This window comes from Shewanella sp. ULN5 (assembly GCF_030731885.1).
In the GTDB taxonomy this organism is placed as follows: Bacteria; Pseudomonadota; Gammaproteobacteria; order Enterobacterales; family Shewanellaceae; genus Shewanella; species Shewanella holmiensis.
The window spans coordinates 1-14,277 of record NZ_JAPJEE010000010.1; the positions used below are offsets into that span (position 1 = coordinate 1).

The following is a 14,277-nucleotide window of genomic DNA, read 5'->3' on the forward strand; positions in this document are numbered from 1 at the left end:
CCAGCTGGGTGATTAGAACCATGAATTTGGCTATGACAGTTAAGGCAACTTTTTCCACCACCAAAGGCATCCATTCCCGGCTCTGGTACCACGCGAGAAGCGTGACCATCTGCGGCATGACATTGCTGACATAACTGCGGTGCGCGGTTATCTAATAAGTTGTCGTTGACGCTACCGTGCGGGTTATGACATGACACGCAGCTTTCGGTAACCGGTGCGTGCTCCCATAGGAATGGACCGCGTTTTTCAGCGTGACAGCTATAACAGGTATCGTTAACGGTTGGCTTAACCAGGGCACTTTCACTCATAGAGCCGTGCGGCGCATGACAATCAATACAGGTCATTTGGTCCCATTTCATTGGGTGCGATGAGCGCTTGTTCATGTCGGCTTTTTCTTGGGTGTGGCAAGATGTACAGGTGTCATTCACCGACAACTTATCTAACGCGGGGTCAGTGGCAGCGTGAATGGTGTGGCAATCGGCACAGGCAATTTCTTCTAAATTATGGGTGCTGGTATGCCATGCCATTTGCTCAGGGTCGTTATGACAACCTTGGCAAACGGTGTTTTGGGTTGGGGCAGACAATTTGCTGTCGGCACCAAACGCAATCATCGGCTCTTTACCGCCGCGATTATGTTGACCTTGTGGGCCATGACAAGCTTCACACTGAAGGCCTGCCATAGGTGAGTCACTGCTGGCAATGTTGCCGTGCACGCCACCAAATAACGCCATGACGGTTTCGTTTTTGCGGTGACAAGTCAAACAGTTATCAGCGCCTTTAGGGGAATACTTACCTTCAGCGAACTTTTCTACTAATTGTTGTTCTAATTGTTCACCGCTAAGGTCGTCCCATGGGGTGGCTTGGGCGGTTATTGATAATAATAGCCAAACAAGAGAGCACATATACTTCAACATCTCTGAATCCTTTATGATTAACTATGCCCAATACAAAAAACTACTCTCATATTCGACATGGGATATTTAAAATATGATGCTATCTATTGTTTATAAATCTGTAACTTTGATTTTTTTTCTCCCAGAAAACATTTGTGACAAAGATCACGTGCCAAGATAGCAATTATAAATATTTGTGATTTTCACTCGAGTAGAACTTTGGTTTATACCTTAAAATGCAACTAAAAATTAATCGCGCTCTATAGTTGTCATTGCATAGAAAACTTAAATAGGAAATAAGGTGTTAAATTACAAAGTAAGAACAGCATTTTTATCTAATTCAGTTTTTAGATATTGTAATAAAAAAAACTTCCCTCTCCATGAGTCATATGAAAAATATAATAGCCTTAAAGACAGCGACCTAACCAGATTTAATCTCTTAAGTGACATAATAGAATTTATAAATAGAAACTCAGATGATAAGTATTTTATTATTGACATGCTGAATACAATAAGTATTGATTGGTCAGAATTTTATTTAAGTAAAATTTCAGGGCACAATAACAAAAGCAACAAGCTAGCTGAGTATTATCATTTTTATACTAACAATCACTCTAACTTAAACTGGAAGCTATCCTATGACGGCGCCTATATAAGATTATCTAACCCTGCAACCAGTAAAAGTCATATATCCTTATACGAAGACCTATTGCTAGTTTATTTATCGAAATCTAAGATATTAGAATGCGAAACAGACGATAGCAAAGTTTTTGTAAATGTATCATTTTCCAGAAATGATATATTCGGATTAACTGAAGTGTTCGAAGGTATAGAATTCAATAGTGAAAAAACTTCATTATCAATAAATTCCGAGCAACATAAACATATAGAAACAGGTAATTCTAAGATAGATTTAAAATCTCAGATAATAGCTGCATCCAATGAGATTTCGATGTGCAAATTGAATATGAAGGAAATAGCTTACACAATGGGAGTTAGTAATACTACCTTAAGCAGGAAATGTGAAAAATACAACCTTAATATAAAAGATTTATTATTAAAAATAAAGCAAGACAAAGCAAACTTAGCATTAAATAAAAATAAAAATTGCTTCAAAAAAGCATCTTTTGAATGTGGGTATGCTAATACAAGTGGTTTAAGTAAGCTTCTGAAAAATTTATAATAATTAAGTGTTTGATAGTTGGTTGAGCGTTCCGTAAAAATTGCTTAATCGTTAGTGTTTAGCATGACTATAGTAGGGGAGTTATTAATCAATAGTTATTCTTAAGTGTGGCTAAAATAATAGCTTTATTAAATGTGCATGCGCATTTTGCCAAATATAAGAGGATGCGCACTATACAAATGTTTGTTTCTATGTGCTTGCTAGATTATTGGATTTTAAATCAGAATTTCGTGAGCTGTATATTTGAGAATTTACTGGTAGTTATCAGTAAGAACGCTTGAATAAAAAGAATTTAGGGCAAAACCCTAGCGACAGACTGTAGTATTATAGCTATAACGATTAGGTCAGGGAACATGAAGGAGCTAAAGAAAGCTAGCCATCCGAAGATGACTAATAGGATGGAGTTGCTTCCAGGTTGTGTAACTTGAAATTGTTTTTCCATCGGCTTTACCTCGCTTGTTAGTTTGGTATCGCTAGGATTCTGCTCAGCAGTGCGTAATGCCCTAAATTCTCTCGTTGGTAATTATACACGTAAATGACCGAATCATAACAGGAAATTAAACCAGGCCAAAAAACAGTTGGCTTTTGCTTCTTCGTCGCGATTTTTAGCCAACCATTTTCGCCTGTTAATTAGGCGTATATTTGTCGAGAGTATTATGAGCCAAATTAGAACAATTTCAGAACTGCTTCGAGTGTTAGAGCCGGTTCCACATTCTTTTTTTCGCGGTCAAGGTAACTTTGAATGGACATTGGAACCATCAGTGGCTCGAATAAAGCATCCAGATAACTGTTATTCAATGTCGCTCAGAGGGTGGCTTGATCTCGAGTCATATTTGATCCGCGAGTTTAGGAAGTTTTCTTATCCCTATCTTAAAAATGAACCTCAAAATCAGTTTGACTGGTTAGTTCATGCTCAACATCATGGGCTACCAACAAGATTGCTAGATTGGAGCGAGAACCCTTTAAAAGCACTATTCTTTGCGGTTGAAAATCGTGAACATGGAGAATTAGATGGTGCCTTACATCTTTGCACACCAAACCAAATAGCACCTTCTACAAGTGACGTTCATGAAGGAAAGGGAACTCAGTTTTTCTGCTCAAGCTACATTAATGATCGTATTTCAGCTCAGGAAGGTGCATTTTCGTTACCATACCTAAACATCGAGGAAGACGATTTTTCCCATAGCTTAGATATTGATACATCTAAGCTTCTTAGGTATGAAAAAGTTTTAATCCCAAAAGAGGCTAAACCGCAGTTACGGCATGAGCTAAATAAGTTGGGGATTAATCACCGAACTATCTACCCAGGTTTAGATGGAATCTCGAAAATGCTCAAAGAAGGTTTTAGCTAACTAAATATAACCAACAATTTAACCTGACTTGCACCGCGTGGCAGTTTACTTCTACAAAAATTGCTCACATTAATAGAATGAATGTGAATCACACTGCATTTTTTTGATTTGAGATAAGATCTGCACTTTAATGTTTATTAAAGTGCATTTTTAGCGCTTAACCTAAAGTCATCTATGAGGCAATAATATTACCTCTATTTAGATGGCCAAAATAACTATGCCACTACAGTAAGAGTGGTGCATTGAACGGTATTGAATCCGTACAAACCAACTCACCAACCGAAGCCCGATATGCCAAAGAAGTGGCTAAGAACGATAAACCATATTTCAACCTCAAAGCAGCCAATCACCAAATCATTGGCACTAGCCAAATGTATTCGAGCACTGCCGCGAGGGATAACGGGATTAAGTCGGTGATGGAAAATGGGAAAACAACCACCATCAAAGATTTGACCTAGGCCAACATGCCAAGTGTGGTATTTTGCTGGAAGGAAGTGATGAACTCTAGCAAGGTAGCGAGTTGGTAAGTATCTAACATGACTGAATTTTAGATACAAAAAAACCGACACTAAGGTCGGCTTTGAAGTGGTACCAGTGGTCGGACTCGAACCGACACGCTTTTAAAGGCGGGGGATTTTGAATCCCCTGTGTATACCAATTTCACCACACTGGCACAATCACATAATTGAACAGTATCAATCAAGTGACGGGAATTATACCCATGCTTATGACAATGGCAAGCCCTTTAACCAGACTTTACCAACAAAAAATATCAAGCGCTTAAATTCCAATCGTATCTTTCCCCTCAAAGGCGCCAATTATCACAATTCTGCTTTCAGACAAGTATCACTTCCATACAAATGTAACAGTGATCACATTTAAACCACATCTATACCCATTTATAGGCAGGAACATTGATCGAGATCAGTTTTGTTCATTTAATTCAGCATTATGATAACTAGGACTTCACAATTACAAGGAATTTTATCATGGCATTTTGGTTAGATTTAATGTTCGGTAACCCAATTGGTTTACTCTCAATGATTGTCATTTTCAGTACTTTGGGAATTATTTCTTACTTAATGTGGATGTTCGTTGTGAAGTCAGCACCGGGCAATAATGAGTGATTTGCTTGCTGCGTAGTCTTTGTTCTTAGTTTTTAATTGCTGTTTTTTAAAGTAAAACTGAACCATTTCAGGGGCTAATTTAGCCCCTTTTTTCTTGCTCATTTGATATAAAATTCAACTTTGTTCAGTCTAAAATCCTCATTAAGCGGCATGTTTACGCGGTTGAACTAGTCCACTGATAAAATGGGGTCTGGCCTTAAGTAAGTGTGACAGTTCTTCTTGGGTTGGCTCTCCTGCTGGTAAGCGCAGCACATCACGGTTTAAGTAAATTCTCGCCGCCATCGAAATCTTATACTCAGCAGTAGGTCCTTGAATGGCGTAATGACGCTCGTTACCCAATTTTTCCAGAATATTAGTATGCAATAAACTTTTTACCGCTAACTCATTTTGCGGTAATGCTAATATTGTTGCACCTTGAAGGAAAAACTCTCTTAATAGTGCGCGTTCTGCAGGATCAAGTAACTTTACTTTCGCTTCAATGGTTTCAACGGTGCGTTTTTGGCGTAAATATTGAATTGATTCATCAGCAACAAAGCTAACGAGTTGGCTTAAAAAGTATGCTGCGCCAACGATTAACCCAAACCCGATAATAAAACTATATTGGGTTACGACCTCAGCTAAAGCCAATTTTTCTAATAAGGCTTTCGGAGAAAATAACAATGCCAAACATGCAATGACCAACCACAACATCACACTCATAAAAGTGCGCTTTGCATTGCTTAAGCTAATCGCTTTTATCATCACTTCTTTCATATACCACCCACAGTGTCAGAATTTTGAACGCCTACGGTGTTAAAGCAAAAGTAATGCCACATTGATATATCAAAAACAATTAAAATTGAACATTAAACTTCGAGATTAAAGAGTCTAATTAAAGGTGGCTTAAAACGTTTTTATGCACTAACTTATTTATATAAGCACTTAGAATAATTAAATAAATGCCATGCTAAGATTTTCAGGACAACTATTAACTAGCCCTATTGGTCGCAAGCTAATGCTTTCGATTGTGCTTTTTAGTTCTCTCATCACTCTGCTTACCACTGTTTATCAGCTATTCAATGACTACAATGGCGATGTCAGCCGAATTGACCGAGCATTCTCAAGCATTGAAAAAGTAAACTTAGAAGTACTCGCTGCCAGTATTTGGGTTATCGATCAGCGATTAATCAACACTCAGATAGACGGTTTAAGTCAATTACCTGACATTACCTATATTTCCATCAAAGACGATAGCGGCCAAGAATGGCAAGCCGGTAAATACCAACAAACCTCCACGATTGAAAAGCAATTCGATCTTATTTATACCAATTCTAGCGATATAAAAGTTGGTACTTTGTATGTTCAAGCTGACTTAAACATTATTTACGACCGACTCTATGACAAAGCCATTTTAATTTTACTGTCCAATGCGATAAAAACTTTTTTAGTGGCAGGTTTCATTCTTTTCTTGGTATGGCTGAATATTACCCAACACCTATTAAAGCTCAGTCAATATTGCGACCGGATTAGCCTAGAAAAGCCATTCGAACCATTGCAATTTGCTCATAAAGACAAAGATGAATTTGCTTTAGTTGCTAATGCGATCAACACCATGCAGCAACAAGTTCGAGCATCATTTGCTGATGTGCAAGAATCTAAAAATGCCCTACAAAATGCATTAGAAGATCGCGAACGCTTACTCAAGCTAGAACGTAGTTACAAAGACGAGTTAGCAAGACAGGTTAAAGAGCAAACTAAAGAGTTAGAGCAATCTTTACTGATCCTAAAGCGCGCGCAGCAAGTGTTAGTTGAGCAAGAAAAAATGGCCGCTCTTGGTGGTTTAGTATCAGGTTTAGCCCATGAAATTAACACCCCTATAGGCATTTGCCTCACAGCGGCAAGTTCCCAGTTATCGCATGTTGAAGATCTCATTAAGCTTATTCACAGTGAACACGCTACATTAGAAGAAATAAATCGAATACTGGAAGAATACCAACAAAGTTGTCAACTGATTGTTAACAACATAACCCGTGCCAGCACCTTAATTCAAAAATTCAAAACCGTCGCAGCTGAACAACGACATGAAAAAAATACTCAATTTAATCTCAAACAGCAACTCGAAGACATTATTGACTCCACACAGATTATGTTTTCACCGCAGCACGTTGATATCAAGATGAATGTTGATGCTGAGTTAGAGGTAAATAGTAACCTTAATTTGCTCAATCAAATTATCGGTAACATTATTTCAAATGCTTACACCCATGCTTTTAGAGGAATAGAAGATAGTCGGATATTCATAAATGCCTGTATTGATAATGATATGATAAACATTGAAATTCAAAACAATGGTTTAAGCATTCCCAAAGAAGTGGCCGATCATATGTTCGAACCTTTTTTTACTACTACCCGTAACAAAGGTGGGATTGGGTTAGGATTGGCGGCCGCCTTTAATGCAGCGACACTGATCCAGGGAAGTATTCGTTTTGAGCCACTTTCTCCTTTAGGTGGGCCTATGTTTATTGTCAGTTTCCCCTATACTTTGCACCCACTATATAATGATGACAGCGTTTTTGTTGATGACGGTAATCTGGATTAATCACCAAGCAATTGATTAACCTAGCCATTAATTAACCCAGCAACGCGACTCACTTTCAAAAACTTAAGCCAGGTAAGAAATAAGATTGACACAAGATTTAATCATATGACTGACAGCCAAGGTTTACACTGATAACAAAGCGAGTTTACGTGCCAGTAATGAGTCGATTGTGAGTGAATCAAAGGCTGCGAGTGGTGCAACAGGCTGATTGATTCGCATTCGTTAGCGAATTAAAGTTAGTGACTATTTGGCTGCTAACTTTGCTAACACTCTACTTGCTGCCATAAAGCCAAAGGTGCCAGTGACCATAGTGACAGCGCCAAAACCCGAAGCACAATCCATTCTCATACTTCCCTCTGCTGTCGCTTTTGTCGCACATACACTACCATCGGCTTGCGGATAAACTAAATGCTGAGTAGAAAACACGGCATCTACAGCAAAGCGTCGTTGAACATTTTTACTAAATCCATATTCTTTGCGCAAAATACTCCGTACTTTTGCCAACAATGGATCTTGTACTGTTTTTGCTAAATCGGTTACTTGAATTTGACTAGGATCTGTTTGGCCACCAGCACCACCAATCGTCACCAGCGGTAATTTATTCCGTTTACAGTGGGCAATTAACGCTGCTTTTTGTTTAACCGCATCAATACAATCAACCACGTAACTAATGGTTTTATGTTGAGGATCTTGGCGGGGGAAATAATCATTGAGGTTATCTAAAGTAACAAAGTCTTCAATCTCATTAACTTTACATTCAGGATTAATAGCCAAAATACGTTGCGCCATTACTTCAACTTTTGACCGTCCAATTGTGTCTGCAGTAGCATGAATTTGACGATTGGTATTAGTGACACAAATATCATCTAAATCGATAAGAGTCATTTGCCCAATTCCGCTTCTAGCTAGCGATTCAGCGACCCATGTTCCTACACCACCGATCCCCACAATAACAACATGTGCTTCAGCAAAGGTATTCAATGCCGCTTGTCCATACAAACGCCCAATACCCGCAAATCGATTTACATATGCTTCTGACAACATCTTGATACCCTAAAATAGCTCATTTTTTCCAGTCGCCTATTTTAACTGACTCATCAGTAAAGCTAAATGCTCAAGGTTTATAAATCGGCGATAACCGTCCGCTAAAAACCTCGCTAGCCAAAGAAACCTTAGTAAATAAGATTGCCCAAAGGTTATCAATTAGCAAAAAACTGAGTTGCATTGCAATAGTTTAGTAAAACGACCGTTGCGCGCCAGTTAATATATACCACCTAATTTATTGAAAAATATATATTTTTTAAATAAAGTGCACTTTTGCTAAAACTTTTATGTCAGACTGATGTCGCTTAAAAATATCCGCTAGTGCTGATATAGCCCTGGTAATTATAGGTCTTCAGACCATCTAATAATCACTACCTTTATAAAGGAAGATGAAAATGAAAAAAAACCTAATCACGAGTGCAATCCTTTCATGTGCCGCGTTAACCTCTTTTAGTGCACTCGCTTCAGGTCCTCAATTTTATGGCCGCGCTGATTTAGCATTCACCAATTCAGACTTAGGTGTTGCAACCCAGAACCAAAAAGACGGTACCATCATTGAAAATAATTTTTCATGGTTGGGCGTAAAGGGTTCTGAAAAAATTAACGATGACGTTGAAATTCTTTACCAAATGGAATTCGGCGTATCTAACTTTGATAATTCAGGTAACACTTTTGCCGCGCGTAATAGCTTTATTGGTGTAAAAACCGTTGCGGGTACTGCATTAGTTGGTCGTAACGACACGGTATTCAAATCTGCAGAAGGTGGTTTTGATTTATTCGGCAATACCAACTCAGATATTGACTTACTAGTTGCTGGCCAAAACCGTGAAGCGGATGGCATCAGTTATTACTCACCAAAACTTGCTGATTTAGTCACTTTAAACGCAACTTACCTGATGGATGATAACCATGTTGATGCAAAAGGTAACAAGACTTCTGCTGATTCTATGTATGCCCTTAGTGCAACATTAGGTGATAAGGCCTTAAAATCACATAATTTCTATGCTGCAGCAGCCTATCAAGATGGTATCAGCAACATCGAAGCATACCGTGGTGTTGTTCAGGGTAAATTTGGTAACTTCATTGTGGGTGGTCTATACCAACACAGCGAAAGCAACGATGCCGATTTAGAACACCTAAAAGGTAATAGCTATATTATCAACGGTGCGTACCTAATGGGTGATTGGAAATTTAAAGCATCTTTCGGTCATGATGATTCAGGTTTAGGCAAATATGTCAGCCGTTTTGTTGGTCAAAACAATGACAATCTAGCCAATGTTAACGATGTTGATTTAAAACAATTCAGCGTAGGCGCAGACTACCGTTTAAGCAAAAATACGTTAGTGTACGGTCATTACACTAAATATGATGGCGATATGCTAGTTGATACATTCAGCGCAGATCTTAACGATGATATCGTTACTGTTGGTCTTCGTCTTGATTTCTAAAGACTAAACCTTTTTGATTAAAGCGGCCAAGTTGGCCGCTTTTTTTATATCTATATCTAACTGGAGAGCCGTACTGGCCTGGCACACAAACTGCTATTTAGCTAGCGTACATTTATCACAATCTACCCCATTTTGAATGCTACCTCGACGATACAGAATGTTATTTCAACAATCACAGCCTGAATAGTAGAAAATGCTATCAAGGTGTTAATAACGGCAACAAATGATCTAACCGATCACATTTAGGCGATAATTCTTAACTCAAGATTAAAAAATTTGATCTATACCACAATTTGTCATCTTCAAAACTGTAAAATCCCATACTAGATTGTTACATAGTCGTTTACGGCATAAGTCAATATTAAAACCATTCTTAAAATGGAATCATAGAACATCTTGTTCTGGGAGTATGAAAGATGAAAAAAACCTTACTATCTGCATCAGTGGCATCAATACTAGCAATCACCTCATTTGGTGCACTTGCTGACGGCCCTGACTTTTATGGTCGCTTAGAGCTTGCTGTAACTACTACCGATACAGGCGCAACCTTACAGAGCGGTACCAATGGTGTGACTGTAGGCGAAAGTGGTACTTATTTTGAAAACAACTTTTCAAACGTGGGTGTGAAAGGTGCCGAAAAGATTGCTGATGGTGTTGAAGTTTTATACCAAATGGAATTCCAAGTAGAAAACACCTCTGGTTCTGGTGACGTTTTCAAAGCTCGTAATACTTTCTTAGGCTTAAAAACTGCTGCTGGTTCACTTTTAGTGGGTCGTAATGACACTGTATTCAAGCAAGCTGAAGGTGGTGTAGACGTATTTGGTAATACTAACGCTGACGTAGACCGCTTGGTTAGTGGTCAAACTCGTAGTGCAGATGGTGTTTGGTACTACTCACCAGTTATTGCTGACTTACTTACCTTGAATGCAACATACTTAATGGAAGATAATCAAGATTCTGATGATTCTCAATATGCATTAAGCGTTACAATAGGTGACAAAGCACTAGCTAAGCAAATCTACTATTTAGCGGGAGCTTACAATAAAGCTATCGGTGGTGTTGATGCATACCGCGCTGTAGCTCAAGTTAAGTTAGGCGACTTTAAAATTGGTGGTTTATTCCAAAACTCAGAAAGCGTAACTAATAGTGACATCGACGGGAACACTTACTTTGTTAATGCTGTTTACAACATAAATGGTGTAAACTTAAAAGTAGAGTATGGTCAAGATGAAGCTGGCTTTGGTAAGTACTACAAATCATTAGGTCAAGCAGGTGCTGATGATATCAACGTACAAAATGTCACTCTTGGTGCTGACTATCGTATCGCTAAATCAACCTTAGTATTTGCTCACTATGCAATGTACGAAGGTGACTTTACAGATGCCAACGTTAAAACTGATTTAAAAGATGACAACGTATTCTCTGTGGGCGTACGTTACGACTTCTAATCTTATTAAAGATTAAAGCATTTAGGCGACCTATTGGTCGCCTTTTTATTGGTACATTTTGGGGTTGAGTAAAACCTATAAGGTTAACTATACCTTTGCAATCGCTATACTTTACGAGTCAATCGATAAGCCGCTTCATTTAACCAAGGTACTTGCTTGTTTACAAAACGCGGATTGTCAGCCAACACATCTTCACAACACAGCAATGTGACCTCAAAATACGGTGCTAAATATTGTTCAATCCACTCTTGGCTGACCGCAAATGGTGGCCCTTTTAAGGTATCTTGTGGATAATCTAAGGTAATCAGCAGTCCAGACACATTGGCAGGAATCAGCTTTGCTAAGGTTGTGGCATATTGCTGACGCATAGTTTCAGGCCAGGCAATTAATGCAGCTCGATCGTAAAAGCCCCTAATATCGGCAGTTTCACTAGGGTCAATGGTAAAGATATCCCCTTGAATAAGCTCAATTTGATCAGCGCTAAAAAATTGGTGTTGATGTTTAGACTCTACTTGAAAAGGTAACTGGTTTTCTTCAAAAAACTGCTCTATGGCAGTTTGGCTGAGTTCACAACCTTGCACCTGATGCCCTTGCTCAGCCAAATAATACATGTCTAACGATTTACCACATAGCGGGACAAAAATTTTACTGTTTGCAGCCATGCCTAATTCAGACCAAAAGCGAATTAAAAAAGGATTCACTTGCGGCTGGTGAAAGCCAATCTGTTGCATCTGCCATTTTTCATGCCAAAACTGAGGGTCCATCTTTGTTTCTCCAGCGAATAAATTTGCTGGCTCACTTTATAAGCTTGAAACAACAGAAGCAACTTAATCATCTTGCTATTCGTTTAACGACTCCCCTTTCAGGGTTAGCTGAACTTTACGTAACCAGACACAATTTTCACACTGACAATTTCGACGTGATAAATGGTGCGGTGACAAACTCGAATCAACAAAATCAACCGCTACTAGAATCTGCTGCTTCAAATCTTCTATAGACTTCTCCTCCATGGCGACCATTTCATCATTATGATTAATCCACACACACTCTTCTCCCTGATGGCAGGTAACGCATTGCTCATCTGAAGAATTAAAAAATACGGCATGGGGACAATGAGTCACTTCCATCGACTTCAAAATACGTGCTCGAGGAAAGTCAAATAGTTGAATTAAATCTGCTTTTTTGATATTTGACATAAGTGTCTCCCTGTAAAAGCTTTGATTGAATCTACCTTAATCTTACCGATTACATGTGTTAACTAAATTGATACACATCAAGGTTTACTTAACCAATAAAATTAGTTAGGAAGCCCTTGAAGTCAAAGCCAGATAAGGATTAAATAACTGAAGCACATTAAGGGGATATCATTTGCAAACGCCGCAATTACAGCAGTTTTATATTAACGAAGAACAGTCGATTTATTTGCTCAAAGCCAATGATGCTCGCAAGCATAAAGCGTGGGTACGCTTATGTAAGCAGCAGCTCAGCAAACTAGGTTATTGTGAAATCGAATTTATTGGTAAAGGCGCTTACGGCTTTGTGTTTGCTGGAATAAACAGTGTCGGTGAATCCCATGTATTTAAGTTTTCACGCTTAACCTTACCGCAAAATATTCAAGACAGGCTGGAAGAAGAAGCCTACATGCTCAGTTTAGTTAAACACCCCAATGTGCCAGCTGCCATTAAGTTTGAGCGCGTAGGCAAGCAAGGCATTTTGGTTATGGAGCGCGCCAAGGGGGAAGATTTAGATAAAATATGCCAGCGAATGGGTGCTTTGCCAGCATCGATGATTGTCAGTATTGCTCGGCAATTGGCTAATATTTTGTACTACTTACGTAAAGGCAAGCCTTTGGTTCATGGTGATATTAAGCCATCTAATTTGGTTTATGATATCGAAACCGACCGACTATCATTAATCGATTGGGGCTCGGCGGTTTTTGCCCAGCGTGACGAATACGATCGACCCGTGGATGACAATGTCATGTCACTAATGTCTAGCGATCAGCATCAAACCAATGCTCGTATGGGCGATGTTTACTTTATTGGAGATGCGCAGCTTAATGGTGCATTGTCATCGGCTCGATTTGATGAGCAAGGCGTTGCGGGAACATTATATGCTTTAGCTTCAGGGCAAAGCAGCCGTTTTGGAACTAAAATCATTCCCGCCACCAGCATAGGCTTACCCATTGAATTGGCAAAAACCTTAGATGGAATGTTAAGCGACGATCCCGATTTACGCTGTCGTGCCGGTGATTACTTTTTAAAGAGTATGCGCCATAGCCATCGAATGCACTTACCTGCCATCAGCTATCTTCCGACGAAATCTGACATTCCTGTTTGGGTTCAACCTCGGACCAGAGCCATTGAAACCGTCAGCTATAGCTCTCGTAAATCGTTTCTAAAAGAACACAATGATCACGATCCCATCGCTGACATCGACGATGTGCAAGTTGATAAGTATTACCGAAACTTTATGGTGGGCATGGCAGACACAGAAAAAGGCTTTATTGCCGCCGTAGGCCGGCTTGCGCAATATCCTATTGTCGGAGGGTTGGCGATACATTGGCAATCGACAGGTGTTTATATTGATTCAAATTTAGCCACTTATGACCCCTCTCAAAAAGCGGCGCTTATCGTAGCGGTCAATAACATGGTTACTATGGCCAGGGGAATAAAACGCATTGGGGTATTTAAGGCGTGCTTTTTTAATGCCAAAGACACATTACATATCGAGCGCAGTAGCCCTGATATGCCGTTTGAAGTCGGCGGTGAAATGCAGCTACCATTTGAAGTTGGCGATGTTCCCTCTTTAGAGGATAAATCACGATTACATTCTTATTTTGAAGATGGTAAAGATCCAGAAGAGAACCTCGAACTTCCTGCAGAAATCATGACCGAATTAGGCTGGTTGAATCAAATACATCATACTGGTTGTATTATCTTTGAAGCCTTACCAACACACTTAAAAATTCACAGTTATTTACGCTTACTTAACCCGCGCAAACAAGCTGCGTTTAGAGCTAGCCTTGACAGAATCATTGCCAACGCAAGCAAAATCCAAGGCCATGGGATCAGTGGATTTATGAAGTTACCCTATAAAAACACCCGCCAGTTTTCTCATTTAGAAAGAAAACCAGATCTGTTTTACCCTAAAAACCCCAAACAACAAGCAAAATAAAACCGAGCTCCTAAGGTTACTCGGTTT

The 14,277-nt window shown here is 39.2% G+C and carries 12 protein-coding genes, 1 tRNA gene and 1 pseudogene; 8 read left to right on the top strand and 6 right to left on the bottom strand.

Annotated elements, in window-relative coordinates; genetic code table 11:
- A partial coding sequence (locus ORI98_RS10945; protein ID WP_306135235.1) for a DmsE family decaheme c-type cytochrome occupies positions 1-914 on the bottom strand: 914 nt, incomplete at its 3' end.
- Positions 915-1,194: 280 nt separating this feature from the next.
- Between ORI98_RS10945 and ORI98_RS10950 the strand changes: the two genes are divergently transcribed.
- The 3 genes and pseudogenes from ORI98_RS10950 to ORI98_RS10960 form a co-directional block, all read left to right on the top strand.
- On the top strand, positions 1,195-2,076 hold the full coding sequence (locus tag ORI98_RS10950) for a hypothetical protein (protein ID WP_306135236.1): 882 nt from the start codon (positions 1,195-1,197) through the stop codon (positions 2,074-2,076).
- Positions 2,077-2,732: 656 nt separating this feature from the next.
- Complete coding sequence (locus ORI98_RS10955; RefSeq protein ID WP_306135237.1) at positions 2,733-3,428, top strand: FRG domain-containing protein; 696 nt, start codon at positions 2,733-2,735, stop codon at positions 3,426-3,428.
- 227 nt (positions 3,429-3,655) lie between these two features.
- Positions 3,656-3,886: pseudogene (locus ORI98_RS10960) on the top strand (DUF1508 domain-containing protein); the annotation flags it as partial.
- 128 nt (positions 3,887-4,014) lie between these two features.
- Here ORI98_RS10960 and ORI98_RS10965 read toward each other — a convergent pair.
- Positions 4,015-4,101 (bottom strand) — tRNA-Leu (locus ORI98_RS10965).
- A gap of 316 nt (positions 4,102-4,417) precedes the next feature.
- Between ORI98_RS10965 and ORI98_RS10970 the strand changes: the two genes are divergently transcribed.
- Positions 4,418-4,555 carry a DUF3149 domain-containing protein gene (locus ORI98_RS10970; protein ID WP_188840902.1) on the top strand — a complete coding sequence of 46 codons (138 nt, stop codon included), beginning with the start codon at positions 4,418-4,420 and terminating at the stop codon, positions 4,553-4,555.
- A gap of 141 nt (positions 4,556-4,696) precedes the next feature.
- On the opposite strand, the gene ORI98_RS10975 is transcribed toward ORI98_RS10970, so the two are convergent.
- Complete coding sequence (locus ORI98_RS10975; RefSeq protein WP_261298822.1) at positions 4,697-5,308, bottom strand: superinfection exclusion B family protein; 612 nt, start codon at positions 5,306-5,308, stop codon at positions 4,697-4,699.
- Between the two features lie 190 nt (positions 5,309-5,498).
- Between ORI98_RS10975 and ORI98_RS10980 the strand changes: the two genes are divergently transcribed.
- Positions 5,499-7,133, top strand: a complete 1,635-nt coding sequence (locus tag ORI98_RS10980) for an ATP-binding protein (RefSeq protein WP_306135238.1) — start codon at positions 5,499-5,501, stop codon at positions 7,131-7,133.
- Between the two features lie 243 nt (positions 7,134-7,376).
- Here ORI98_RS10980 and tcdA read toward each other — a convergent pair whose 3' ends face one another.
- A complete protein-coding gene (tcdA, locus tag ORI98_RS10985) occupies positions 7,377-8,177 on the bottom strand; it encodes a tRNA cyclic N6-threonylcarbamoyladenosine(37) synthase TcdA (protein WP_306135239.1) in 801 nt (266 codons plus the stop codon).
- 395 nt (positions 8,178-8,572) lie between these two features.
- Here tcdA and ORI98_RS10990 point away from each other — a divergent pair, with 395 nt between their 5' ends.
- Together ORI98_RS10990 and ORI98_RS10995 are read left to right on the top strand one after the other, a co-directional pair.
- Entirely contained in the window at positions 8,573-9,625 is a 1,053-nt protein-coding gene (locus tag ORI98_RS10990; RefSeq protein ID WP_306135240.1) for a porin, read from the top strand.
- Positions 9,626-10,041: 416 nt separating this feature from the next.
- Positions 10,042-11,073 carry a porin gene (locus ORI98_RS10995; RefSeq protein WP_306135241.1) on the top strand — a complete coding sequence of 344 codons (1,032 nt, stop codon included), beginning with the start codon at positions 10,042-10,044 and terminating at the stop codon, positions 11,071-11,073.
- 104 nt (positions 11,074-11,177) lie between these two features.
- Here the strand turns inward: ORI98_RS10995 and ORI98_RS11000 are convergent, their stop codons facing one another.
- Both ORI98_RS11000 and ORI98_RS11005 read right to left on the bottom strand, forming a co-directional pair.
- The gene (locus tag ORI98_RS11000) at positions 11,178-11,837 is read right to left on the bottom strand and encodes a thiopurine S-methyltransferase (protein ID WP_306135242.1); all 660 of its coding nucleotides are present in this window, start codon (positions 11,835-11,837) and stop codon (positions 11,178-11,180) included.
- 75 nt (positions 11,838-11,912) lie between these two features.
- Positions 11,913-12,269, bottom strand: coding sequence for a hypothetical protein (locus ORI98_RS11005; RefSeq protein ID WP_306135243.1), 357 nt, complete (start codon positions 12,267-12,269; stop codon positions 11,913-11,915).
- Positions 12,270-12,441: 172 nt separating this feature from the next.
- Here ORI98_RS11005 and ORI98_RS11010 point away from each other — a divergent pair, with 172 nt between their 5' ends.
- A complete protein-coding gene (locus ORI98_RS11010) occupies positions 12,442-14,250 on the top strand; it encodes a protein kinase (protein WP_261298829.1) in 1,809 nt (602 codons plus the stop codon).
- The last annotated feature ends 27 nt before the right edge of the window (positions 14,251-14,277 follow it).